Below are 23,219 nucleotides of genomic sequence, written 5' to 3' on the forward strand. Positions count from 1 at the left end.
TTATAAAACAGAAATGAAAAAAAGAACAGAGTTTTTAGAAAAAGTCTTTTCAAATGCCAGGTGATATGGTAATATAAACGTGGTATTCAATACTACATATAATGGAAAAGAGGACGATATAATTGAGTTATAAAATTATTATAGACAGTTGCGGAGAATTCCTTGATGAATGGAAAGATGACGAACGTTTTGAATCTGTTCCACTGACATTGAATGTAGGCGGAGAGACAGTGATAGACGATGAAACCTTTGATCAGGCTGAGTTTTTGAAAAAAGTAGCTGCCTGCCCGGAATGCCCGAAATCTGCATGTCCGTCTCCGGAACGCTATATGAAGGCATACGAATGTGAAGCAGATCATATTTATGCAGTGACATTATCTTCAGAACTGAGCGGTTCCTATAACAGCGCAGTTATTGGAAAAGATCTGTTTCTGGAAGAAAATCCCGGAAGAAAGATTTATGTATTTAATTCACGATCAGCTTCTGCAGGAGAAACACTGATTGGAATGAAGATTCAGGAATGTGAGGAAGCTGGCTGTTCTTTCCAGGAAACCGTGGAAAGAGTTGAGAAATATATAGCAGAGCAGAATACATTTTTTGTTCTGGACGATCTGGAAACCCTTCGCAAGAACGGACGTCTCAGCAGAGTAAAATCTCTTGTGGCAAGCGCTCTGAAGATCAAGCCGGTTATGGGATCTACAGATGAAGGAACCATCTGTCAGCTTGACCAGGCAAGAGGAATCAATAAGGCTCTTATAAAAATGGTTCAGCATGTTGCGGAAAAGACAGAAAACAGTGAAGCGAAAGTTCTGGTAATCTCTCACTGTAACTGCAGAGAGCGGGCAATGCTTTTAAAGGATGCTCTTCAGGAAAAACTTACAACCAAAGAGATTGTTGTTCTGGATACGGCAGGCGTCAGCAGTATGTATGCAAATAACGGCGGAGTGATCGTGGCTGTTTAAAAGCATTGCATGAATGAAGATGACGTGCTATAATTATCTCTATATTCAGCTGCTGCAGAAAGGGCAGCAGTCCTATTTACAGTAAAGGAGATTCAATTATGAGCCAGAAAAAAGTGGATCAGTATAAAGCAAGAAAAAACGGATACAGCAAAGAACAGAAAAAAGAAAAGTTTTATGACTGGCTGGAGAGAATTGTGGGTGTTGTTGTCTGTGTGGCACTTGTTGCATGGATCGGATATTCTGTTTATGATAAAATAGAGCAGAAAGAAGACTCTGTCGTAACACAGACCACTATAGATACATCTGCTCTGGACAGCTATGTAGCCGGACTTTCAGCAGATACAGCAGAATAAATTAATATAAGAATACAAGAAAAAATCCCCGGTATATGCCGGGGATTTTTGTGATCAATACGAATGCTATCCGATATGAACAGATAATAACTTATTATAATTTTGTAACATTAGCTGCCTGCATTCCGCGAGCGCCTTCTGTCAGATCATAAGTTACGGCCTGTCCCTCATCAAGAGATTTGAAGCCTTCGCCGTTGATTGCAGAAAAGTGAACAAATACATCAGCGCCATCTTCGCCTGTGATGAAGCCGTATCCTTTTTCTGCGTTGAACCATTTTACAGTCCCCTTGTTCATGATGTTACCTCCATAAAAATAAAAAGTTAAAAGTCTATCTGACGAAAAAAATCACCAGATTTTACAGACTATATCATGTAATATATAATCTCTAAAAACTAGTGATTTTATATTAATAATGTAGCGGATTTGATTATGATTATATAGCTCATATTTTAAAATGTCAAGATGATTCTTTAGGATTGTGAAAAAACAAGTGGGAAGGATACAGTGGAAAATAAAAGTGTTTTATAAATGCAAAAATCGGGTAAAAAATACTTTATTAAATCGCAGGTTTCGTGTATGATATGTTTAAGTATGTAAAAATAAATTTCAGGAGGAAATTTTTATGATTAATAAACTGATCGACAAAATTAAAAAAACAAATGCTCCCATTGTGGTAGGTCTGGATCCTATGTTGAACTACATCCCAAAACATATCCAGGAAAACGCTTTTGCGGAATTTGGCGAAACATTGGAAGGAGCAGCTGAGGCAATCTGGCAGTTTAACAAGGCAATTGTGGATTCCACCTGTGATCTGATCCCGGCAGTAAAACCGCAGATCGCCATGTATGAGCAGTTCGGAATCCCGGGGCTTCAGGCATACAAAAAAACAGTAGATTACTGTAAGGAAAAAGATCTTGTTGTGATCGGGGATATTAAAAGAGGCGATATCGGATCTACTTCTGCTGCATATGCAGTGGGACATCTGGGACATGTCCAGGTGGGCTCCAAAAGCTACGCAGGATTTGATGAGGATTTTGCAACAGTAAATCCGTATCTTGGCTCTGATGGAGTAAAACCGTTTATTGACGTATGTAAAGAAGAAAATAAAGGTCTTTTTATTCTTGTAAAAACATCAAATCCTTCCAGCGGAGAGTTCCAGGACCGCCTGATCGACGGACGTCCTCTCTATGAGTGGGTAGGTGAAAAAGTTGCTCAGTGGGGCGAGGATCATATGGGTGACGGATACAGCTATGTTGGAGCTGTTGTAGGTGCAACTTATCCGGAAATGGGAAAAGTTCTCCGTAAACTTATGCCAAAAACCTTTATTCTTGTACCGGGCTATGGCGCTCAGGGAGGCAAGGGCAAAGATCTGGTCCATTTCTTTAATGAGGACGGACTGGGTGCGATCGTAAACTCTTCAAGAGGAATTATTGCGGCCTATAAACAGGAAGCTTATGCGGAATTTGGTGAAAAGAACTTTGCAGATGCATCCAGACAGGCAGTAAAGGATATGATCGCTGATATCAGCGGAGCTCTGGAAGGCCGCAGATAATCAGGCTACACTGATTCAGGAGGAAAGAGATGAGCAAAAAGACAAAAGAAAGCTTAAAGATTGTAAGCCAGGAAGAAATCGGAAAAGACATTTACAGTATGTGGCTCCAGGCAGACCATATGGCGGCAGAGGCAAAGCCGGGCCAGTTTCTTTCACTTTATACACGGGACGGGAGCAAACTGCTTCCCCGTCCGATCAGTATCTGTGAAATTGACAGAGAAAAAGGAAGAATCCGTCTTGTTTATCGGGTAACAGGAAAAGACACCGGAACAGAAGCGTTTTCCAGACTTCATGCAGGAGTTCCAGTAGAAGTGCTGGGACCGTTGGGAAATGGCTTTCCGCTTCATGAGGCAGAAGGAAAACGTGTATTTCTTATGGGCGGAGGAATCGGTATTCCTCCTATGCTTCAGACCGCAAAAGAACTGAAGGGACAGAAGACAGCGATTCTCGGTTACAGAGACGAACTGTTTCTGAACAATGAGTTCCAGGAATATGCAGATGTATATGTTGCAACGGAAGACGGAAGTGCAGGAACCAGAGGAAATGTTATGGATGCCATCAGAGAGAATGCTCTGGAGGCAGATGTGATTTTTGCCTGCGGTCCTACTCCTATGCTCCGGGCAATTAAAGCTTACGCAGAAGACAAAAATATCCCGTGCTGGATCTCCATGGAAGAACGTATGGCCTGCGGTGTTGGCGCATGCCTTGCCTGTGTGTGCAAATCAAAGGAGGTCGACGGCCATTCTCATGTACACAATAAACGTATCTGTAAGGATGGTCCGGTATTTTTGAGCACGGAGGTGGAATTATGATAAAGACAGCCGTTAAACTGGCAGGAGTAGAACTGAAAAATCCTGTTATGACAGCCTCCGGAACTTTTGGTTCAGGAGCAGAGTACAGTGAATTTGTAGATCTGAATAAACTGGGCGCTGTGGTGACAAAGGGAGTGGCAAACGTACCGTGGCCGGGAAATCCCACACCCCGTGTGGCAGAAACTGCTTCCGGTATGCTGAATGCCATCGGACTTCAGAACCCTGGAATTGATGTGTTCTGTGAAAGGGATATTCCATTTCTTAAAAAATATGACACAAAGATCATTGTGAATGTGTGCGGAAAAAGTACAGAGGACTACTGCGAAGTAGTGGAACGTCTGGGAAATGAACCTGTGGATCTCCTGGAGATCAATGTATCCTGTCCAAATGTAAAAGAAGGCGGAATTGCTTTCGGACAGGATCCAAAGGCACTGGAAGCCATCACAAAAGAAGTTAAAAAATATGCAAAGCAGCCGATTATTATGAAGCTCAGTCCTAATGTGACAGATATCACAGAGATGGCAAGAGCGGCAGAGGCCGGAGGCGCAGATATTCTTTCTCTTATCAATACACTTACAGGAATGAAGATTGATATTTATAAAAAAGCATTTGCCCTGGCAAATAAAACCGGAGGAATGTCAGGCCCGGCTGTAAAGCCTGTGGCTGTCCGTATGGTGTACCAGGTAGCGCAGGCAGTGAAGCTTCCGATTATCGGAATGGGAGGCATCGCCACTGCAGAGGATGCGCTGGAATTTATTCTGGCAGGCGCAAGTGCAGTATCTGTGGGAACTGCAAACTTCTTTAATCCCTATGCTACGGAAGAAGTGGTTCAGGGAATTGAAGACTACATGAAATCGCAGAAGATAGAGGATATCAATCAGCTGATTGGTGCGGTAAAATAGTTTTTTAATAAGGGCTGCTGTAAAGCATATCCGGAAATATTCCGGGTATATATTTACAGCGGACCTTCTTTTAGGGAGAAATTATGAAGAAAGATATGACAAGCGATATGACGGTAGGGAGTCCGGTGAAGCTGATCATCTGGTTTATGATACCGATGTTTCTTGGTAATGTGTTTCAGCAGTTTTACAATATCGCAGATTCTATTGTTGCAGGTCAGTTTATCGGGGTAGACGCTCTGGCCGCCATTGGAAGCACCGGCTCTCTGATGTTTTTTGTAACCGGATGGCTCAATGGAATGAGCAGCGGTTTTGCCATTATTGTTTCTCAAATGTTCGGAGCCAAAAAGTATGATGATATGCGCCATTATGTGGCTATGTCCGTGTACCTGATGTTTGGGATCACTGCAGTTATGACGGTGGGGCTTCTTGTGTTTAATGAACCCATTCTTCGCCTGATGAATTCTCCTGAGGAGCTGATGGGGGATGTAAAGGCATATATGGGGATTATCTATGCGGGCCTGATCGTTACTGCAGCATATAATGCCCTAGCGGCTTTTCTGCGTGCATTGGGAGATTCAAAATCCCCGCTTTATTTCCTGATCATTTCAGCAGCTATCAATGTAGTATTGGATGTGGTATTTATCAGATTTCTGGGAATGGGCGTGGAAGGCTGCGCTTATGCCACAGTTATTGCTCAGGCGGTTTCAGCAGTATGCTGTATGGTTTACATTATAAAAAAATATCCAATCCTTCATCTGGAAAAGAAGAATTTTGCACTTCGCAAAGGAAGCTTTGCCAAGCTTCTGAATCTGGGGATCCCCATGGCCCTGCAGTTTTCTATTACAGCCATTGGAACTATTATTGTGCAGGGCGCAGTAAATGTTTATGGGGCTGTTTATATGGCGGGATTTTCCGCTGCGGGAAAAATTCAGAATATTATTACCATGGTGGCTGTTTCCATAGGCGCGACTATTGCAACCTATGTGGGACAGAACCGGGGAGCAGGCCGTATGGATCGTGTGCAGGCAGGCGTAAAATACTCCTGGATCATGCTTCTTATATGGGCAGCCATTGAGATGGTTGTCATGTACTTTGGCGGGAAATATTTTACCTATCTGTTTATTGATCCTTCTGAAACTGCGGTGGTGAATGTTTCGGTAACTTATTTCCGCACTGTTTTCTGGGCTTACCCGTTCCTCTGCACGATTTTTCTTTTCCGAAATGCTCTTCAGGGGATGGGTTATGGACTGGTCCCCATGCTTGGTGGGATTTTTGAACTGGTTGCCAGAACTGCGATCGTTCTTCTTGTTGCTGGAAAAGCCAGTTTTGCAGGAATCTGTATGGCAGACCCGGCGGCATGGATCGCTGCGCTGATTCCTCTGATCCCATACTATTATTACGTTATGAAAAAGTATAAAAAACAGACTGTGGCGACCTTTTCATCCATTGATTGAAAAAAAACAGCAGATATGCTAAAATAAAAAAGATATATTATGGAAAAACGAAAAGGGCTTGCCCGTAAACACGGAGGTTAAAAAATATGGAACAGTATAAACAGGAATTTATTCAGTTTATGGTAGACAGTAAGGTTCTGAAATTCGGTGAATTTACACTGAAAAGCGGAAGAAAATCCCCATTCTTTATGAATGCAGGCGGATATGTAACAGGCTCTCAGTTAAAGAAACTGGGCGAGTACTATGCCAGAGCGATTCATGACAAATACGGAGATGACTTTGACGTATTGTTCGGACCTGCATACAAAGGAATTCCGTTAAGTGTTGTGACAGCCATTGCCTACAGTGAGCTTTATGGAAAAGAAGTCCGTTACTGCTCTGACAGAAAAGAGGAAAAAGATCACGGCGCAGATAAAGGAAGCTTTCTTGGAAGCACTCTGAAAGACGGAGACAGAGTTGTTATGATCGAGGATGTAACTACTTCAGGAAAATCCATGGAGGAGACTGTCCCCAAGGTGAAGGGCGCGGCAGATGTGGAGATCGTTGGTCTTATGGTATCTCTGAACCGCATGGAAGTAGGAAAGGGCGGAGAAAAATGCGCTCTTGATGAAGTGAAGGATCTGTATGGCTTTGACACTGCAGCCATTGTGGATATGGCAGAGGTGACAGAGTATCTTTACAACAAGGAAGTAAACGGACAGGTGATCATTGATGATACTCTGAAGGCAGCCATTGACGATTATTATCGTCAGTATGGAGTAAAATAGGAGGTTTGCCGTGAACGAAAAGATTTATAAAACAATGACAAGAACAGGGGCCTGCAGTCTGGCAGTAGGCATTGTTACCCTGACAACAGGAATCGCAGCCGGTATCCTTATGATCATCAGCGGAGCGAGACTCTTAAAAAGAAAGTCAGATATTCTGATCTGACAGTCGGTTTTGAGTAACAGGGCAAAACAAAAAATCCGGCGGACGGGAATAGCTCTTTTTGTTCTGTATGTGCTGATTCTGATCTACTTTCTGTTTTTTTCTGAGGGATATGGACGGATCGCGCAGGAGCGCATATACAGATACAACCTGAAACCCTTTGTGGAGATCCGGAGATTCTGGATGTACCGGGAACAGGTTGGCTTGTCTGCTTTTTTTATGAATATTTTCGGGAATGTGATCGGATTCATTCCCCTGGGATTTATCCTGCCGGTCATCAGCCGGAGATGGCGCAGTGGATTCCTGATCGTTCTGTCCGGGTTCAGTCTGAGTCTGTGTGTGGAAACGATTCAGCTGGTAACAAGAGTGGGCTGCTTTGATGTGGATGATCTGATTTTAAATACCGCAGGCGCGGCAGCCGGATATATGCTGTTTGCGGTCTGTGATTACCTGAGGAGAAGGCATTATGGCGAAAAGATATAGATATTCATTTGTAAAAACAAAAGAAGCGGAAAAGGGAAAGCTGTCAGTAGGACTGGCAGCTGCTTCTCTTATTTTGTTTCTGTCAGCAGTTCTGACTGCTTTTGCACTTAACGGTGCCTATGGATTTATTGTGGGAGGTATCTGTCTTTTTGCAACAATGCTTTCTGTTTATGGATTCATTATGGGATTATTAAGTTTTTCAGAGGAAAAGCGTATGCATCGTACCAGTATTGTGGGTTCTATCCTGAATGGAATCATTATGGTGGGATGGCTGGGCTTTTTTTTAATGGGAGTGTAAAAAATGGAACGTTTAGAGAAACAGATGCAGTTCATTATAGAGGTGGACAAAGTAAAAAATATCTTTCGGCAGACGTATCTTGCAGATGGAAACCGTAAAGAAAATGATGCGGAGCATTCCTGGCATCTTGCGCTTATGGCAGTGCTTCTCAGGGAATATTCTAATGAAGAGATCAGCTTGGAAAAGGTGATCCCCATGGTGCTGATCCATGACCTTGTGGAAATTGACGCAGGAGATACCTATGCCTATGATGAAGTTGGTGCGGCAACTAAGGAAACCAGGGAACGGAAAGCGGCTGAGCGGATTTTTGGGCTGCTTCCGGAGGATCAGAAAAGCTGGTTCAGGGAGCTTTGGGAAGAGTTTGAAGCCTATGAGACACCGGAGGCAAAATTTGCCCATGTACTTGATAACTGTCAGCCTCTTCTTCTGAATGATGCTTCCGGAGGAAGAAGCTGGGCGGAGCACGGCGTGAAAAAAAGCCAGATTTATAAAAGGAATCAGCATACTTCAGAAGGTTCCGGGGAAATCTGGGAATATATGAAGAAACTGGTAGACAAGCATGTCCGTCTGGGAAATGTGATCGATGAGTAAAGACGGAGAAGATTTTTTGAAAGGAGATGACAGCTTGGACGAATTACTGATGGAACGATTTGCCCTTGCAGAAGAACGGATTGGGGAAATCTGTGCAGAAAAGGAAATAAAAGAACCTTTTGAGGAGTTTTTTCAGAGAGCGGCAGAGTTTCTGGGAAAAACAGGAGAAATCCTGAAAAGAGAACAGGAAAAGCTTTCTCTGGAGGAGTTGAAAGCGGAAAATACAGCTCTGTATGAAGAACTTTTTCCGGAAAATTATGAGAATTGCTATGGAAATCCTGCTTATGCGGTAAAAAAACTGGGAGAGTACGGTCAGAGCTTCTGTTTTCTGTATGCGGAGCTGAGAGGAACTATAGTTTATGCATATGAAAAAAAATGGTGGGATTATCTTGTGTGCGCAGAGCTGTTTCTGGAGGTTCATTCTGCCTTCTGTGAAGAAGAGCTTCCTGCTCCGAAAACAGTAGAAGATATTCTTCGTTCCTATGTAAATGATTATTGTCAGGACATGATGGAACAGAGAATTGCCGAGGGCGTTGATCCGGAACTGGATTTTGCCACAAAGATCATTATGGAGTCAGATCTTGAGGATCTGAGTTATCTTTACCGTTATGGCGAATATGTATCCGGAAACGAAGTTGGAGTGGCTCTTTTTCTGAATAGTCTTTCTCAGGAAAAAATCGATGATATGGCGCGTACCTATACAGAAGGCTACCGCATTGGATTTATTAATACGAGAAAAGATATCACAAAAAAGAAAACCGTAAATATCCGCTATAATCTGGGATTTGAACGGATGGTGCGGGCGGCAGTCCTTCAGTTCCGGGAAATGGGTCTGGAACCTGTGATCTACCGTCATGCAGCTCATGTGATCAATAAAAAAGGAGCAGCTCGTGTGGGATATACAGGCGGAAATGCCAATCCTCAGTATGATTACGACCACAGACAGGACTGCGCTCTGTTTATGGACAGTGATTTTGTAAAAAGAAAGCTCCGCTCCATGCAGAATGCCTATGACAAGTACAGAGATCTGGCGGAAGTCCACGGCGGGCCTGCATGCATTGAAACTTTTGGAGAGGAACCTTTTTCACCGGTTTCCAAGCCGGAAGCCCTGAGTTTAAGCGAAGGGCAGCAGAAGCTTCAGGTAGAGCTTGACAATGAATCCGGTCAGATTGTAAACCGTTATATCAGAGGGGACGAGAGAAGCTTTACGATTATTGCCTATCCGGTGCCGGAGATTGGAAAAAATTTCCCGGAGATTTTTGATGAAATCGTAAAGATCAATACGCTGGACTATAAACTTTATGAAAAGATCCAGCAGACGATCATAGAAACTCTGGATACCTGTGAATGGGTGGAGATCAAGGGACAGAACGGTAATGAAACAGATCTTATCATTCATCTCCATACCCTGGAGGATATCAAAAAACAGACAAACTTTGAAAACTGTGTGGCAGATGTGAACATCCCGGTGGGAGAGGTGTTTACTTCTCCGGTTCTGGCAGGAACAGGCGGCGTTCTCCATGTAAAAAAAGTATATCTGAACGGTCTGCAGTTTAAGGATCTGAAGCTTGTGTTTGACTGCGGCCAGGTAATTGATTATTCCTGCAGTAATTTTGATACAGAAGAGGAAAACAGGGCTTATATTGAAGATAATATCCTTCACCATCATGTGAAGCTTCCAATGGGAGAGTTTGCCATCGGAACAAATACCACAGCCTATGTGGCTGCGGAAAAATACGGGATCGCAGACAAACTGCCGATTCTGATCGCAGAAAAAATGGGCCCTCATTTTGCAGTGGGAGACACCTGTTACAGCTGGGCTGAGGATGTTGCAGTGTATAATCCGGACGGAAGAGAGATCATTGCCAGAGACAATGAAATATCCAGTCTCAGAAAAGAGGATATCAGCCTTGCATATTATGGATGCCATACAGATATTACCATTCCTTATGAGGAGCTTGGAAGCATCCGTGTGATCGATGATGAAGGCGAAGGGCGTTCTATTATTGAAAAAGGACGTTTTGTGCTGCCTGGCACAGAGGAACTGAACCGTCCTTTTGAGAAATAAAGAGATGTGAAAGGAAGAAATTTCGGATATATACAAAAACAGTTTGTTTGCCAAAATATTTCTTTTATGGAATTTTATTGACACAAAAATAGAATCTTAGTAGAATCAACCTGGAATGATTGAAAATTAAGGAGGCCTACCAATGAAAAAAGTTGGAATTGTAATGGGAAGCGATTCAGACATGCCGGTTATGAGCAAAGCAGCGGCAATTCTTGACAAACTGGGAGTGGAGTATGAGATGAAGATCATCTCCGCACACAGAGAACCGGATGTATTTTTTGATTATGCAAAGAGCGCAGAGGAAAGAGGATTTAAGGTGATTATTGCAGGTGCAGGAATGGCAGCTCATCTGCCGGGAATGTGCGCGGCAATTTTCCCCATGCCGGTAATCGGTATTCCGATGCACACAACCTCTCTGGGAGGACGTGACTCCCTTTATTCCATCGTACAGATGCCGTCCGGAATCCCGGTTGCTACAGTTGCCATTAATGGCGGTGCAAATGCAGGACTTCTGGCAGCAAAAATTCTGGCAACTTCAGATCCTGAGCTTCTTGAGAAACTCAAAGCATACAGCCAGGAGCTGAAAGAGCAGGTAGAAGCCAAGGACGCAAGACTGCAGGAAGTAGGCTATCAGAATTATTAATAAAAAATAAAAAAGTAAATACTGGGAGGATATTATGGATTACAAGAACGCAGGTGTTGATATAGAAGCAGGCTATAAGTCAGTGGAGTTAATGAAAAAGCATATTGCAAAGACAATGAGACCGGAGGTTTTAGGCGGAATCGGCGGATTTTCCGGAGCATTTTCCATGAGCACTTTTAAGGATATGGAAGAACCGACTCTTGTTTCCGGTACAGACGGATGTGGAACAAAAGTAAAACTTGCCATGGTTATGGACAAGCATGATACGATTGGAATCGATGCAGTGGCAATGTGTGTCAACGATATTGCCTGCGCCGGTGCAGAACCGCTGTTTTTCCTGGATTATATTGCCTGCGGCAAAAACTATCCGGAAAAGATCGCTGAAATCGTTGGCGGTGTGGCAGAAGGCTGCGCTCAGTCAGGAGCAGCTCTGATCGGTGGAGAAACTGCTGAACATCCGGGACTTATGCAGGAGGAAGAGTACGATCTTGCAGGATTCGCAGTAGGAGTGATCGATAAAAAAGACCTTCTTACAGGAGAAGAACTGGAAGCAGGAGACGTGCTGATCGGTATGGCGTCCACAGGCGTTCACAGCAACGGATTTTCTCTGGTGCGCAAAGTGTTTGATATGACAAGAGAATCCCTGGATACTTATTATGATGAACTGGGAACAACTCTGGGTGAGGCTCTTCTTGCTCCAACCAGAATTTATGTAAAGGCTCTTAAGAGTGTTAAAGAAGCAGGTGTGCGTATTCATGCATGCAGCCATATCACAGGCGGCGGTTTCTATGAAAATATTCCGCGTATGCTGAAAGAGGGCACAAGAGCAGTGATCGAAAAAGACAGCTATCCGGTTCTTCCAATCTTTAAGCTTCTTGCAGAAAAAGGAAATATTGAAGAAAAAATGATGTACAATACCTACAATATGGGACTTGGAATGGTTCTTGCTGTAAAACCGGAAGACGTGGACAAAACAATGGAAGCGATCCGCAAAGCAGGAGACACTCCGTATGTGGTAGGACGTATTGAAGCCGGCGAAAAGGGTGTGGATTTATGTTAAGACTTGGTATTCTGGTATCCGGAGGAGGCACAAATCTTCAGGCCATTCTGGATGCTCTGGATCAGGGTGTGATCACGAATGCCGCGGTTTCCGTGGTGATCAGTAATAACTCCGGTGCCTATGCTCTGAAAAGAGCAGAGGACCGGGGAATCCCGGCTATATGCATTTCACCGAAAAGTTACGACAACAGAGAGGAATTTCACAAAGCACTTCTTGCGGAGCTTCAGAAAAATCAGATCGATCTTGTGGTTCTTGCAGGATATCTGGTTGCAGTTCCTCCAATGATCGTGGAGGCTTATCCAAATCGTATCATAAATATCCATCCTTCTCTGATCCCGTCTTTCTGCGGAACAGGCTTTTACGGTCTTCGTGTTCATGAGGGCGTTCTGAACAGAGGCGTAAAAATAACAGGAGCCACTGTGCACTTTGTAGATACAGGCACAGATACCGGTCCGATCATCCTTCAGAAGGCAGTTGAGGTGCAGCAGGGAGATACTCCGGAAGTTCTTCAGCGCCGGGTAATGGAAGAGGCAGAATGGAAAATCCTTCCGGAAGCCATTGACCTGATTGCAAACGGAAAGGTCAGTGTTCAGGACGGAAAAGTTCAGATCAGCAGATAAGGAGGAAATACCTGATGAATATACTGATTGTAGGAAGCGGCGGAAGAGAACATGCAATCGCATGGAGTGTGGCAAAAAGCCCAAAAGCTGACAAGATTTACTGCGCACCCGGCAATGCGGGAATTTCCCGGTATGCAGAGTGCGTAAATATCGGAGCTATGGAATTTGAAAAACTGGCGGATTTTGCCCAGGAACATCATATAGACCTGACGATCATCGGAATGGATGATCCGCTGGTAGGCGGCGTTGTGGACGTATTTGAAGCCCGCGGGCTGAAAGTATTTGGTCCCCGTAAAAATGCGGCTATTCTGGAGGGCTCCAAAGCATTTTCCAAGGATCTTATGAAAAAATATAATATTCCTACTGCCGGATATGAGAATTTTGAAGATTCCGAAAAAGCGCTGGAATATCTTCGGACACAGGCAAAATTCCCTGTTGTTCTCAAAGCAGACGGACTGGCTCTGGGAAAAGGCGTCCTGATCTGTAATGATCTTGCTGAGGCGGAAACCGGTGTAAAAGAGATCATGGAGGACAAAAAGTTCGGAAGCGCCGGAAATACCATGGTTATAGAAGAATTTATGACAGGAAGAGAGGTTTCTGTACTTTCTTTTGTTGACGGAAAGACGATCCGCACCATGACTTCCGCTCAGGACCATAAACGTGCGATGGACGGAGATCAGGGATTAAATACTGGCGGAATGGGAACTTTTTCCCCAAGCCCGTTTTATACAGAAGAGGTAGATGAATTCTGTAAGAAATACATTTATCAGCCAACCGTAGACGCCATGGCGGCTGAGGGACGTCCTTTTGTGGGAATTATCTTCTTTGGTCTTATGCTGACTCCGGATGGACCAAAGGTTCTGGAATATAATGCCCGTTTCGGCGATCCGGAGGCACAGGTAGTGCTGCCGAGAATGAAAACAGATATTCTTGAGGTGATGGAAGCCTGTGTAAACGGCACACTGGATCAGATCGAGCTTGAGTTTGAGGATAATGCAGCAGTCTGCGTGGTCCTTGCCAGCGAGGGATATCCGGTAAAATACGAAAAAGGTATTCCTATGTCCGGCTTTGAGAAGTTTGAGGATAAAGAAGGATATTATTGTTTCCATGCAGGCACAAAGCTGGAAAACGGTCAGATCGTTACAAACGGAGGACGTGTTGTGGGGATCACTGCCAAGGGCAAAGACCTGAAGGAAGCGAGAAAGAATGCATACGAGGCAACTGAGTGGATTCAGTTTGCCAATAAATATATGCGCCATGATATTGGAAAAGCCATTGATGAGGCGTAAGGAGGAAACAACGTGTATTGTGTAAAAAAGATAACCGAGGATATGTACTGGATCGGTGCAAGTGACAGAAGGCTGGAACTGTTTGAGAACGTATATCCAATCCCCAAAGGAGTTTCCTATAATTCCTATGTGATCCTGGATGAAAAAACAGTTCTTCTTGATACAGTAGATCATTCCGTATGCTCACAGTTTCTTGAGAATCTGGAGCATGTGCTGAATGGTCGCACTCTGGATTATATTGTTGTAAATCACATGGAGCCGGACCACTGTGCTTCTCTTGCCGAAGTTGTGATCCGTTATCCTGAAGTGAAATTTGTGGGAAATGCAAAAACATTTACCATGATGAAACAGTTTTTTGATTTTGACGTAGATAATCGTGCAATTGTGATCAAAGAGGGAGATACCATTTCCACAGGAAAGCATACTCTTGCATTTGCCATGATCCCTATGGTCCACTGGCCGGAGGCTATGGTGACTTATGATGCGTATGACAAAGTCCTTTACAGCGCAGATGCTTTTGGAACTTTTGGGGCGCTGAACGGAAATATTTTCGCAGATGAGCTGAACTTTGAAACAGAGTGGCTGGAGGAAGCAAGAAGATATCTTACCAACATTGTGGGAAAATACGGTGTTCAGGTTCAGTCTGCGCTGAAAAAAGCAGCAGCTCTTGATATTGAGATGATCTGCCCCCTTCACGGTCCGGTATGGAGAGAAAATCTGGGCTGGTTTATTGACAAGTACCAGAAGTGGAGCACTTATACACCGGAGGATCATGCGGTTCTTATTGTTTATGCCTCTATTTATGGAAATACAGAGAGTGCAGTCAATGTTCTGGCAGGTAAGATTTCTGATGCCGGAGAAAAGAACATTGCAATGTATGATGTATCCAAAACAGATCCGTCCTATATTCTGGCAGAGGCATTCCGCTGTGACAGGATTGTTTTTGCGTGCCCAACTTACAATGCGGGGCTTTTCCCAAAAATGGAAACTCTTCTTTCAGAGCTGAAGGCGCATAATTTCCAGAACCGTAAAGTGGCTGTGATCGAAAACGGTACCTGGGCGATCTCTGCGGGAAAACAGATGAAAGAGATTCTTTCTTCTATGAAAAACATGGAGATTTATGATAATACTCTTACTGTGAAATCTTCTCTGAAGAGAGATCAGATGGAGGAACTTGACGGAATCGTAGAATTCCTGACGAAATAAAAAGGAGCATCTGTTTCTCTGCCGGAGACAGATAATGGAAAGGACAACAAGAATGGGAATGAGTGTAGTAGACGCAGTGAAGGAAATTCAGGCCAGAGACAGCATATTTGTGGCATATTCTCAGGTGACAAAGCTTCCTTATGTGACCTGCGCAGAAGAGACTTATAATGATCAGGCATGGTTTTTTGCCGAGGAAGAAACTCTGAAAGAATTTGGGAAAAAGAAACTGGATGATAAGGTTCTGCTTATGGGAATGAAATATGAAAAAAAAGATTTCCCGAGAATGTACGGACTTCTCTATGCGGTCGGAGTGAATTCCCTGGTGTGGAATAATGGAAGTGAAGAGATTGAAGTGGAGCTTGAAAAGATTGTGCGTCAGCCGGATCTCAGTAAGATTGAACCGGAAAAAAGACCTCTGATCAATTCAACTCTTCAGCTTTCCGGTATTTATTTTATGCAGGAAGTGCGCCGTCCGGTGAAACCGGAGGAACACAAAAATATCCGGGAACTGGAAGAGGAGCTGATCGCGAATCTGAGAAAAGCGGAATTTCTTGTTGCGATGGAGCGCAATGAGGAAGATCCTGCAAAGGTAAATATCCCGTATTTGAAAAATAAAGACGGAAAAATCCTTCAGCCTGTTTTTTCAGACGTACTGGAATATGAAAAATTTGCCAGAGGCAAAAAGCTGAGGATTGCAAAAATACCTTTTGCGAAGCTTGCTGATATTATGATCCAGCAGGCAGAAGCTCTTGCTATCAATCCTATGGGATTTAATCTTATTTTGAACAGAGACCAGTTAAAAAAGATCATTGGTTAAATGTAATACAGAAAGAGGCAGCTGCGAGGCTGTCTCTTTTTCGATTTTGGGAAAGACATGGTAAATAACTGTTTTCAAAATATGTGAGATGTGCTAGTATATGTGTAACACGATACGAGGAGGCTTGAATATGGTCATAGAGATAGATTTTAACAGTGACGAAGCCATCTATGTTCAGCTGATGAACCAGATCATCCTTGGAATCGCCACCTCAAGGCTTCAGGAAGGCGATACACTGCCTTCTGTAAGGCAGATGGCAGATACCATAGGCATCAATATGCACACAGTTAACAAAGCCTATACGCTTCTGAAACAGGAAGGGTTTGTGTCCATTGACAGAAGAAGGGGAGCTGTGGTAGCCATTGATGTAGATAAGATAAAAGCGCTGGAGGAAATGAAGCAGAATCTTGTGGTGGCTCTTGCAAAGGGCTGCTGTAAAGCTGTTTCCAGACAGGAAGTACATCAGTTGATCGATGAGATTTTTGATGATTACGATCTGTAAAAGATCAGGAACAAGGAGGAATTTATGCAGGAAAAGTTTACCAGACAGGCTGTAAATGCTTTAAAGCTTGCCAGAAGCACGGTACAGTCCTGTAAGCATACGTATATAGGCACAGAACATATTCTGGTGGGACTTTTGAAGGAGAAGGAGGGAACTGCGGGAAGAATTCTGGAAGAATTCGGTGTAGAACAGGAACGGCTTCAGGAATTGATCGGCAGTCTGATCGCACCTTCGGAAGTGCTGACTATAGAAAGAGTGCCGGAGTACAGTCCGAGAGCTCAGAGGATTCTTGACAATGCAAAAAAAGAGGCTCAGGCGCGCAGGATGGATCAGGCAGGCACAGAACACATACTTCTTGCCATGCTGAAAGAGACAGATTCCGTTGCCACAAGACTTCTGTACACTATGGGAGTCAACATTCAGAAACTGTATGCGGCGGTTCTGACTGCAATGGGCTGTGACCAGGATGCTATTGCGGAGGAAATGCAGACATCCAGAAATCTGAAAGATAAAAAAGGATCAGGAACTCCTTTTCTGGATCAGTATAGCCGGGACCTTACAGCAATGGCTGCTGACGGAAAACTGGATCCGGTTGTGGGAAGGGATCGGGAAATCGGGCGTCTGATCCAGATCCTAAGCCGCAGAACAAAAAATAACCCTTGCCTGGTAGGAGAACCGGGAGTGGGAAAAACAGCTATTGTGGAAGGTCTGGCTCAGAAAATCGTGTCCGGGATGGTTCCGGATACTGTAAAAGAAAAACGTGTGGTAGTTCTGGATCTTTCCGGAATGGTAGCCGGAAGCAAATACAGAGGAGAATTTGAGGAACGCATCAAAAATGTAGTAAATGAAGTGCGGGAAGACAGAGGAATCCTTCTTTTTATTGACGAGCTTCATACGATCATCGGCGCAGGCGGCGCAGAGGGCGCTCTGGATGCATCCAATATCCTGAAGCCGTCTTTGTCCAGAGGAGAGATCCAGCTGATCGGAGCCACTACTCTGGAAGAATACAGGAAATATATTGAAAAGGATGCGGCTCTGGAACGGCGTTTCCAGCCGGTGACAGTAGAGGAACCGTCAGAGGAGGAAGCTTTGGAGATTCTGAAAGGGCTTCGTCCTTACTATGAAAAACATCACAGAGTCAGCATTGAGGACAGCGCTTTGGAGGCAGCAGTGCAAATGTCTGTCCGTTATATCAATGACCGTTTTCTTCCGGATAAGGCCATTGATATCATTGATGAAGCAGCTGCAAAAGTACGTCTGAAAAGCTACAGGACAGTGACAAAAGCAGAAGGTCTTGAAAATACACTGAAAGAGCTTCTGGAAGAAAAAGAGGAAGCTATTCGTCAGGCGGATCTTGAAAAAGCCAGAGAGATTCAGAGCCGTCAGAGAGAAGTGGAGCAGGAAATTAAAAAATATCGCGTCAGAGAAGAACGGAAAAGTCAGAAAAAGAGTCTTACAGTGACGGAAGCTTCTGTGGCGGATATTGTTTCTGATTGGACGAAAATACCTGTACAGAAACTGACAGAAAGTGAGTCAAAGAGACTGGCGCATCTGGAAGGAATCCTCCATAAACGGGTGATTGGTCAGGAGGAGGCTGTAAAGGCAGTTGCTCAGGCTGTAAAGCGTGGACGGGTAGGTCTGAAAGATCCCGGACGTCCCATTGGATCTTTCCTGTTTCTGGGACCTACAGGCGTAGGAAAAACGGAACTTTCCAAGGCGCTTGCAGAGGCTGTGTTTGGAAGCGAGCAGGCTATGATCCGAGTAGATATGTCTGAGTATATGGAAAAGCACAGCGTATCAAAAATGATCGGTTCTCCGCCGGGATATGTGGGTTACGATGAAGGAGGACAGCTCAGTGAAAAAGTACGCAGAAATCCTTACAGCGTGATTCTTTTTGATGAGATAGAAAAAGCTCATCCGGATGTGTTTAATATTTTACTTCAGGTATTGGATGACGGACATATTACAGATGCTCATGGACGAAAGGTGGATTTTAAACAGACAATCATCATCATGACGTCCAATGCAGGGGCGCAGGCTATTATTGAACCGAAAAAACTGGGATTTATGTCCGGAGATAATGAAAAACAGGATTATGAGCGGATGAAATCCAATGTAATGGAAGAAGTGCGCCGATTGTTTAAACCGGAGTTTCTGAACCGAATTGATGAGATTATGGTATTCCACACCCTCAATAAAGAGCATATTCGTAAAATTGTGGGACTTCTTCTTAAAAATCTGGAAAAACGATGTGAAGAGCAGATGGATATACGGCTGAAGATCAGTGATTCTGCCAGGGATTATCTTGCAGAGGCTGGATTTGACAGTAAATATGGAGCAAGACCTCTTCGCCGTGCTATTCAGACAAAGCTTGAGGATAGCCTTGCAAACGAAATTCTGGAGGGAAGAATCCGAAAGGGCGATATGGTAAAGGTTCAGCTTCATCAAAAACAGCTTCGGTTTATTCCTGTTCCGGAAGAAAAAACAGGCAAAAAGCAAATATAAAAAAGATATTAAATCTTGGTTAGGATACTGTTCAAAAAATTGTGAAAATGTTATAATAAGAAAAATCATCAGGAAAGGAACAAAGCTTCCTTTTGAGTGATTATTCAGTATCAGAACACATGATTCTGAAGGGTTATTCTATATCCAAAGACAATACAACAGAGAATCTCAGGGAGGACATAAGATCATGGCAGTAGTAAAAGAACTGATTCGTACAGAGGAAAATGGAAGCATCAGCTTTGGCAATTATGAGCTGGCTCAGAAATCCAAAGTATCAGATTTTCAGCATCAGGGGGATGTTTATAAAGTAAAAACTTTTCATGAGATCACCAAGCTGGAAAGAAATGGTATGTTTGTTTACGAATCTGTGCCGGGAACTGCAGTTTATAATCTTTTGCAGGACGGTTCAACCATGAGCTTTCAGGTGGAAGGTGCAGAGGATGCACAGATCACTGTAGAAATGGAGGCTGACACAGAGTACGATATTACGATCAATGGTTCGGATGCAGGTACAATGAAAACAAATCTTGGAGGCAAGCTTTCCTTCAGCGCTGAGTTGGGAGATGCTGTGGCAGAAGTGAAGATCAAAAAATGTTAAAAAATAAAAAAGTTGTTTATTTTTGTCAGGAATGTGGATATGAATCTTCTAAATGGATGGGCCAGTGTCCGGGCTGTAAAGCATGGAATACATTTGTAGAAGAGACGGTTTCCACAAAAAAAACATCATCTTCCGGCAGTCGGACTATGGCGCAGGGACTGAAACCGGAACCTGTAAAACTAAAAGATATACGGATTTCAGAGGATGAAAGACGGCTGACAAAGATCGGAGAGCTTGACAGAGTACTCGGGGGCGGTATCGTTCCCGGGTCTCTTGTTCTGGTGGGTGGAGATCCGGGAATCGGAAAGTCCACCCTTCTTTTGCAGGTGTGCAGAAATCTGGCTCTGTCCGGAAACTCAGTGCTTTATATTTCAGGCGAGGAGTCTTTGCGCCAGATTCGTCTCAGAGCCAACAGGATCGGAGAATTTAATGAAAATCTGCAAATATTCTGTGAAACAAATTTGGAAACCATCCGGGAAGTAATTGAGAGAAAGAAACCGGATATGGTGGTTATTGACTCTATTCAGACTATGTTTCACGAGGATATCAGTTCTGCGCCGGGCAGCGTTTCACAGGTCAGGGAGTCCACAAATATTCTGATGCAAATCGCCAAAGGACTTGGAATCTCTATTTTTATCGTAGGTCATGTGACAAAAGAGGGAAATGTAGCAGGTCCGAGAGTCCTGGAACATATGGTAGATACGGTACTTTATTTTGAGGGTGACCGTCATGCATCTTACAGGATCCTCAGGGCTGTAAAAAATCGATTTGGTTCTACCAATGAGATCGGAGTCTTTGAAATGCGGGGAACCGGGCTTGAGGAGGTTAAAAATCCGTCGGAATTTATGCTAAATGGGAAGCCTAACGGTACTTCCGGTTCTATTGTAGCCTGCTCGATGGAAGGAACAAGGCCTATTCTTGTAGAAATCCAGGCTCTTGTGTGCCAGAGTAATTTTGGTATTCCAAGAAGAACGGCAGTGGGAACGGATTTTAACAGAGTAAATCTTCTTATGGCTGTTTTGGAGAAAAAAGTAGGTATTCATCTGGCGTCCTGTGATGCTTATGTAAATATTGCTGGAGGAATGAAGATGACGGAGCCGGCCATTGATCTGGGGATTTCTCTTGCAGTGGTATCCAGCTGTAAGGATATTGTAATTCCGGATTCTGTTCTTGCTTTTGGGGAAGTGGGACTAAGTGGAGAAGTCCGGGCGGTCAGCATGGCGGCTCAGCGTGTGTCGGAAGCGAAAAAGCTGGGATTTACGACAGTGATCCTTCCAAAGGTATGCCAGTCATCTATGGAAAAAACAGAAGGTATGAATCTGGTTTATGTAGAATGGATACAGGATGCCATCAGGTATATCATGAAAGGCTGAGGGAAAGAGAGGCGATAAAACTGGAAGCGGTAATTTTTGACATGGACGGAGTGATCTTTGATTCGGAAACTCTTGTGATTCGTACATGGAAGCAGGTAGCGGACAAATACGGGATCCCGGATGTGGAAAAGGTATGTATGCAGTGCCTGGGTAGAAACCATCAGGCAACAGTAAAAATATTTCAGGAATATTATGGACAGGATTTTCCTTATGAAGCTTATAAGAAGGAAATGGCATCTCTCTTTCATGCGCAGGCAGCAGGAGGCAGGCTTCCGAAAAAACAGGGAGTCTGTGAACTGCTGGGATTTTTGAAGTCTTCCGGCATTAAAACAGGTCTTGCAACATCTACCAGGGAAGAAATAGTAAAGCGGGAGCTTTCGGAAGGAGGACTTTTACAGTATTTTGATGTGATCGTCTGCGGAGATATGGTAAAGCGAAGCAAACCGGAACCGGATATTTATCTGGAAGCCTGTGCAAGGCTTTGTGTAAAGCCTGAAAACTGTTATGGAATAGAAGATTCCTATAATGGAATTCGTGCAGTAAAATCAGCCGGAATGCATCCGATCATGGTGCCGGATCTTGCAAAGCCTACGGAAGAAATGGAAAGACTTTCAGAATGTATTCTTCCGTCGCTGCATGAAGTAAAAAAATATCTGGAAGATAAGTAATCCCTTATAAAAAGTATTTAGATATTGTTTGGAATTTATTATAATCTCTCCAATAGCTAAATGCTTTTTTGTTTTACTGAGAAAAGCTGCGGATGAGCAGATATGAAATAAGGAATCATGGGAAAAGGAGATATGGGCAGTATTCTTTTTCGAGTAAGATTAAGATGAGGTCTATGTTTACAATTATTGTTGAAATAATGTTTTTATATCTGGTATATCGGTGTTGCCTGCAACTTTCTGTGTTTTGGAATGGAGTAAAAGAATGTCGGATTAGCCATAAGGTTTAAATTTGTGAGGATAAAAATATGAATGGTATTGTAAAGCTGCTTCCTCTTGAAGATTGTGACAGAGAACAGTTTATTAAAGATAATCAAGAAGCGTTTAATTTTGGAGCCATGGAAGAGTTTGGATTAAGAGATAATCATTTTGAAGAAGAGGGGCAAATTATTTCACGAGATACCATAGAGCAATCTATAAAAAATGGCGAAGCGTATCGAATTGCTGATGAAGAAGGCAAATTTATTGGTGGTGCTGTGCTTAAGGTTGAAGGTGAAAAAGGAAATTTGGATTTATTGTTTGTTTCTCCTAATGCTCACAGTAAGGGAATTGGATATGCTGCATGGTGTGAGATCGAGAAAATTCATCCAGAGGTAAAAGTCTGGGAAACAGTAACACCGTATTTTGAACAGCGTAATATACATTTTTATGTGAATCGATGTGGATTTCATATTGTGGAATTTTTTAATAAATTTCATCCGGATCCAAATGACGCAGAAATGGATTTGGAAGAAAGTGACGAAGAATTTCCCTGTGGAATGTTTCGTTTTGAAAAGAAAATTTATTAATTTCCGGTTAGAAAGGTAATGATATGGGACTGTTTGTCAGGATTAAAAGAAAAAAAGAAAATGTGGATTGGAATAACACATATATCGCTGTTCCTAAATTTTATGAAAAGGCAGACGGAACGCTTTTGGGAGCAATTGCCTTAACAGAGGACACAAAAAGCGTTTTGCCTAAACTACTGCAAAAGAAATGTATGGTAAATGGTAAAGCTGTATCTGAATGGAAATTAGTGCTTGTTGATGGAAAAAACAGGAGACCTTTTCAGATTTCCTGCTCAGTAGAGTTATGAAGATGTTATTGTTGTTCTTTCAATCGTAGTAAATTTCTTTTGTATTTTCATTCATATTGCTTAAAGTCCCTGTATTTATGCAGATAATCAGATTTTTAATCTTTTTTAGCATAACAAAAGATGCCGTTATCGGAGAGATGGATTATTTCAAAGCATTGGAGAAAATTGAAAAGTATGCTCTTGATATAAAAAATGACAGCGTTTTAGTAAAAAGACTTTCATTAAGCGAACTGGAAACTTTAATAGCATAGGAATATTCTAATTAATTTTCGGTTCATGGAAAGGATTAAAGAATTTGTTTCTGTAAAAAAGGTTCTGTAAAAAATGAAAAAACAGTTGACAGAAGAGGAAGAACGTGGTAAATTAATCTGGCTGTCGCAAAGAAATGATTCTTTTGAAGAAA

The 23,219-nt window shown here is 43.1% G+C and carries 26 protein-coding genes; 25 read left to right on the plus strand and 1 reads right to left on the minus strand.

The annotated features are described in order from the left end of the window. The first annotated feature begins 122 nt into the window (after nt 1–122). Together LU279_RS13040 and LU279_RS13045 are read left to right on the plus strand one after the other, a co-directional pair. Nucleotides 123–962, plus strand: coding sequence for a DegV family protein (locus tag LU279_RS13040; protein ID WP_274422923.1), 840 nt, complete (start codon nt 123–125; stop codon nt 960–962). A gap of 98 nt (nt 963–1,060) precedes the next feature. Then, the gene (locus tag LU279_RS13045) at nt 1,061–1,315 is read left to right on the plus strand and encodes a hypothetical protein (protein ID WP_274422924.1); all 255 of its coding nucleotides are present in this window, start codon (nt 1,061–1,063) and stop codon (nt 1,313–1,315) included. Nucleotides 1,316–1,409: 94 nt separating this feature from the next. On the opposite strand, the gene LU279_RS13050 is transcribed toward LU279_RS13045, so the two are convergent. Beyond that, nucleotides 1,410–1,610, minus strand: a complete 201-nt coding sequence (locus LU279_RS13050) for a cold-shock protein (protein ID WP_005425201.1) — start codon at nt 1,608–1,610, stop codon at nt 1,410–1,412. A gap of 328 nt (nt 1,611–1,938) precedes the next feature. Between LU279_RS13050 and pyrF the strand changes: the two genes are divergently transcribed. From pyrF to LU279_RS13165, 23 genes are all read left to right on the plus strand, one after another. Next, nucleotides 1,939–2,868 (plus strand): orotidine-5'-phosphate decarboxylase, encoded by a 930-nt coding sequence (pyrF, locus tag LU279_RS13055; protein WP_274422926.1) that lies wholly within the window; start codon nt 1,939–1,941, stop codon nt 2,866–2,868. Nucleotides 2,869–2,897: 29 nt separating this feature from the next. Next, on the plus strand, nt 2,898–3,680 hold the full coding sequence (locus tag LU279_RS13060; protein WP_274422927.1) for a dihydroorotate dehydrogenase electron transfer subunit: 783 nt from the start codon (nt 2,898–2,900) through the stop codon (nt 3,678–3,680). Beyond that, on the plus strand, nt 3,677–4,582 hold the full coding sequence (locus LU279_RS13065) for a dihydroorotate dehydrogenase (RefSeq protein ID WP_274422928.1): 906 nt from the start codon (nt 3,677–3,679) through the stop codon (nt 4,580–4,582). The genes LU279_RS13060 and LU279_RS13065 overlap by 4 nt, the downstream gene beginning before the upstream one ends. Nucleotides 4,583–4,665: 83 nt before the next feature. After that, nucleotides 4,666–6,036: an MATE family efflux transporter gene (locus tag LU279_RS13070; protein WP_274422929.1), complete on the plus strand. Its 1,371-nt coding sequence runs from the start codon at nt 4,666–4,668 to the stop codon at nt 6,034–6,036. 86 nt (nt 6,037–6,122) lie between these two features. Then, the gene (pyrE, locus tag LU279_RS13075) at nt 6,123–6,803 is read left to right on the plus strand and encodes an orotate phosphoribosyltransferase (RefSeq protein WP_022066478.1); all 681 of its coding nucleotides are present in this window, start codon (nt 6,123–6,125) and stop codon (nt 6,801–6,803) included. A 10-nt stretch (nt 6,804–6,813) separates the two neighbouring features. After that, nucleotides 6,814–6,966, plus strand: a complete 153-nt coding sequence (locus LU279_RS13080; RefSeq protein ID WP_274422930.1) for a hypothetical protein — start codon at nt 6,814–6,816, stop codon at nt 6,964–6,966. A 69-nt stretch (nt 6,967–7,035) separates the two neighbouring features. Then, a complete protein-coding gene (locus tag LU279_RS13085; RefSeq protein ID WP_330684688.1) occupies nt 7,036–7,446 on the plus strand; it encodes a VanZ family protein in 411 nt (136 codons plus the stop codon). Beyond that, nucleotides 7,430–7,744 (plus strand): hypothetical protein, encoded by a 315-nt coding sequence (locus LU279_RS13090; protein WP_274422932.1) that lies wholly within the window; start codon nt 7,430–7,432, stop codon nt 7,742–7,744. Before LU279_RS13085 ends, LU279_RS13090 begins: the two co-directional genes overlap by 17 nt. Before the next feature lie 3 nt (nt 7,745–7,747). Then, nucleotides 7,748–8,335 (plus strand): HD domain-containing protein, encoded by a 588-nt coding sequence (locus LU279_RS13095; RefSeq protein ID WP_274422933.1) that lies wholly within the window; start codon nt 7,748–7,750, stop codon nt 8,333–8,335. Next, complete coding sequence (locus LU279_RS13100; protein WP_274422934.1) at nt 8,328–10,403, plus strand: aminopeptidase; 2,076 nt, start codon at nt 8,328–8,330, stop codon at nt 10,401–10,403. The genes LU279_RS13095 and LU279_RS13100 overlap by 8 nt, the downstream gene beginning before the upstream one ends. 142 nt (nt 10,404–10,545) lie before the next feature. Beyond that, a complete protein-coding gene (purE, locus tag LU279_RS13105; RefSeq protein WP_274422935.1) occupies nt 10,546–11,046 on the plus strand; it encodes a 5-(carboxyamino)imidazole ribonucleotide mutase in 501 nt (166 codons plus the stop codon). Between the two features lie 34 nt (nt 11,047–11,080). After that, nucleotides 11,081–12,106, plus strand: coding sequence for a phosphoribosylformylglycinamidine cyclo-ligase (gene purM / locus LU279_RS13110; protein ID WP_274422936.1), 1,026 nt, complete (start codon nt 11,081–11,083; stop codon nt 12,104–12,106). Further along, nucleotides 12,100–12,726 (plus strand): phosphoribosylglycinamide formyltransferase, encoded by a 627-nt coding sequence (gene purN / locus LU279_RS13115; protein ID WP_274422937.1) that lies wholly within the window; start codon nt 12,100–12,102, stop codon nt 12,724–12,726. Before purM ends, purN begins: the two co-directional genes overlap by 7 nt. A gap of 14 nt (nt 12,727–12,740) precedes the next feature. Further along, nucleotides 12,741–14,015 carry a phosphoribosylamine--glycine ligase gene (gene purD, locus LU279_RS13120; RefSeq protein WP_274422938.1) on the plus strand — a complete coding sequence of 425 codons (1,275 nt, stop codon included), beginning with the start codon at nt 12,741–12,743 and terminating at the stop codon, nt 14,013–14,015. Nucleotides 14,016–14,027: 12 nt separating this feature from the next. Then, on the plus strand, nt 14,028–15,221 hold the full coding sequence (locus tag LU279_RS13125; protein WP_274422939.1) for an FprA family A-type flavoprotein: 1,194 nt from the start codon (nt 14,028–14,030) through the stop codon (nt 15,219–15,221). 34 nt (nt 15,222–15,255) lie between these two features. Further along, entirely contained in the window at nt 15,256–16,038 is a 783-nt protein-coding gene (locus LU279_RS13130) for an SseB family protein (RefSeq protein WP_274422940.1), read from the plus strand. Between the two features lie 130 nt (nt 16,039–16,168). Next, nucleotides 16,169–16,540, plus strand: coding sequence for a GntR family transcriptional regulator (locus tag LU279_RS13135; protein ID WP_274422941.1), 372 nt, complete (start codon nt 16,169–16,171; stop codon nt 16,538–16,540). Between the two features lie 24 nt (nt 16,541–16,564). Beyond that, nucleotides 16,565–19,045: an ATP-dependent Clp protease ATP-binding subunit gene (locus tag LU279_RS13140; protein WP_274422943.1), complete on the plus strand. Its 2,481-nt coding sequence runs from the start codon at nt 16,565–16,567 to the stop codon at nt 19,043–19,045. Between the two features lie 187 nt (nt 19,046–19,232). Then, nucleotides 19,233–19,643: an endosialidase gene (locus LU279_RS13145; protein WP_274422944.1), complete on the plus strand. Its 411-nt coding sequence runs from the start codon at nt 19,233–19,235 to the stop codon at nt 19,641–19,643. Further along, entirely contained in the window at nt 19,637–21,016 is a 1,380-nt protein-coding gene (gene radA, locus LU279_RS13150; RefSeq protein ID WP_274422945.1) for a DNA repair protein RadA, read from the plus strand. Before LU279_RS13145 ends, radA begins: the two co-directional genes overlap by 7 nt. Beyond that, a complete protein-coding gene (locus tag LU279_RS13155) occupies nt 20,977–21,684 on the plus strand; it encodes an HAD family hydrolase (protein WP_274422946.1) in 708 nt (235 codons plus the stop codon). The genes radA and LU279_RS13155 overlap by 40 nt, the downstream gene beginning before the upstream one ends. 305 nt (nt 21,685–21,989) lie before the next feature. Beyond that, entirely contained in the window at nt 21,990–22,529 is a 540-nt protein-coding gene (locus tag LU279_RS13160; protein ID WP_274422947.1) for a GNAT family N-acetyltransferase, read from the plus strand. A 23-nt stretch (nt 22,530–22,552) separates the two neighbouring features. Continuing rightward, nucleotides 22,553–22,816 carry a hypothetical protein gene (locus tag LU279_RS13165; protein ID WP_274422948.1) on the plus strand — a complete coding sequence of 88 codons (264 nt, stop codon included), beginning with the start codon at nt 22,553–22,555 and terminating at the stop codon, nt 22,814–22,816. Nucleotides 22,817–23,219: the final 403 nt, after the last annotated feature.

Source organism: Blautia sp. XA-2221 (assembly GCF_028767025.1).
Lineage (GTDB): Bacteria > Bacillota > Clostridia > Lachnospirales > Lachnospiraceae > Blautia_A.

What these genes read in the sequence shown, in the direction of transcription:
- pyrE (WP_022066478.1), top strand. Translation starts at nt 6,123, where the DNA reads ATGGAACAGTATAAACAGGAATTTATTCAGTTTATGGTAGACAGTAAG.
- LU279_RS13160 (WP_274422947.1), top strand. Translation starts at nt 21,990, where the DNA reads ATGAATGGTATTGTAAAGCTGCTTCCTCTTGAAGATTGTGACAGAGAA.
- LU279_RS13060 (WP_274422927.1), top strand. Translation starts at nt 2,898, where the DNA reads ATGAGCAAAAAGACAAAAGAAAGCTTAAAGATTGTAAGCCAGGAAGAA.
- purM (WP_274422936.1), top strand. Translation starts at nt 11,081, where the DNA reads ATGGATTACAAGAACGCAGGTGTTGATATAGAAGCAGGCTATAAGTCA.
- LU279_RS13090 (WP_274422932.1), top strand. Translation starts at nt 7,430, where the DNA reads ATGGCGAAAAGATATAGATATTCATTTGTAAAAACAAAAGAAGCGGAA.
- LU279_RS13155 (WP_274422946.1), top strand. Translation starts at nt 20,977, where the DNA reads ATGGATACAGGATGCCATCAGGTATATCATGAAAGGCTGAGGGAAAGA.
- LU279_RS13165 (WP_274422948.1), top strand. Translation starts at nt 22,553, where the DNA reads ATGGGACTGTTTGTCAGGATTAAAAGAAAAAAAGAAAATGTGGATTGG.
- LU279_RS13140 (WP_274422943.1), top strand. Translation starts at nt 16,565, where the DNA reads ATGCAGGAAAAGTTTACCAGACAGGCTGTAAATGCTTTAAAGCTTGCC.
- purE (WP_274422935.1), top strand. Translation starts at nt 10,546, where the DNA reads ATGAAAAAAGTTGGAATTGTAATGGGAAGCGATTCAGACATGCCGGTT.
- purN (WP_274422937.1), top strand. Translation starts at nt 12,100, where the DNA reads ATGTTAAGACTTGGTATTCTGGTATCCGGAGGAGGCACAAATCTTCAG.
- LU279_RS13050 (WP_005425201.1), bottom strand. Translation starts at nt 1,610, where the DNA reads ATGAACAAGGGGACTGTAAAATGGTTCAACGCAGAAAAAGGATACGGC.
- LU279_RS13130 (WP_274422940.1), top strand. Translation starts at nt 15,256, where the DNA reads ATGGAAAGGACAACAAGAATGGGAATGAGTGTAGTAGACGCAGTGAAG.
- LU279_RS13100 (WP_274422934.1), top strand. Translation starts at nt 8,328, where the DNA reads ATGAGTAAAGACGGAGAAGATTTTTTGAAAGGAGATGACAGCTTGGAC.
- LU279_RS13095 (WP_274422933.1), top strand. Translation starts at nt 7,748, where the DNA reads ATGGAACGTTTAGAGAAACAGATGCAGTTCATTATAGAGGTGGACAAA.
- purD (WP_274422938.1), top strand. Translation starts at nt 12,741, where the DNA reads ATGAATATACTGATTGTAGGAAGCGGCGGAAGAGAACATGCAATCGCA.
- LU279_RS13045 (WP_274422924.1), top strand. Translation starts at nt 1,061, where the DNA reads ATGAGCCAGAAAAAAGTGGATCAGTATAAAGCAAGAAAAAACGGATAC.
- LU279_RS13065 (WP_274422928.1), top strand. Translation starts at nt 3,677, where the DNA reads ATGATAAAGACAGCCGTTAAACTGGCAGGAGTAGAACTGAAAAATCCT.
- LU279_RS13070 (WP_274422929.1), top strand. Translation starts at nt 4,666, where the DNA reads ATGAAGAAAGATATGACAAGCGATATGACGGTAGGGAGTCCGGTGAAG.
- LU279_RS13145 (WP_274422944.1), top strand. Translation starts at nt 19,233, where the DNA reads ATGGCAGTAGTAAAAGAACTGATTCGTACAGAGGAAAATGGAAGCATC.
- LU279_RS13135 (WP_274422941.1), top strand. Translation starts at nt 16,169, where the DNA reads ATGGTCATAGAGATAGATTTTAACAGTGACGAAGCCATCTATGTTCAG.
- radA (WP_274422945.1), top strand. Translation starts at nt 19,637, where the DNA reads ATGTTAAAAAATAAAAAAGTTGTTTATTTTTGTCAGGAATGTGGATAT.
- pyrF (WP_274422926.1), top strand. Translation starts at nt 1,939, where the DNA reads ATGATTAATAAACTGATCGACAAAATTAAAAAAACAAATGCTCCCATT.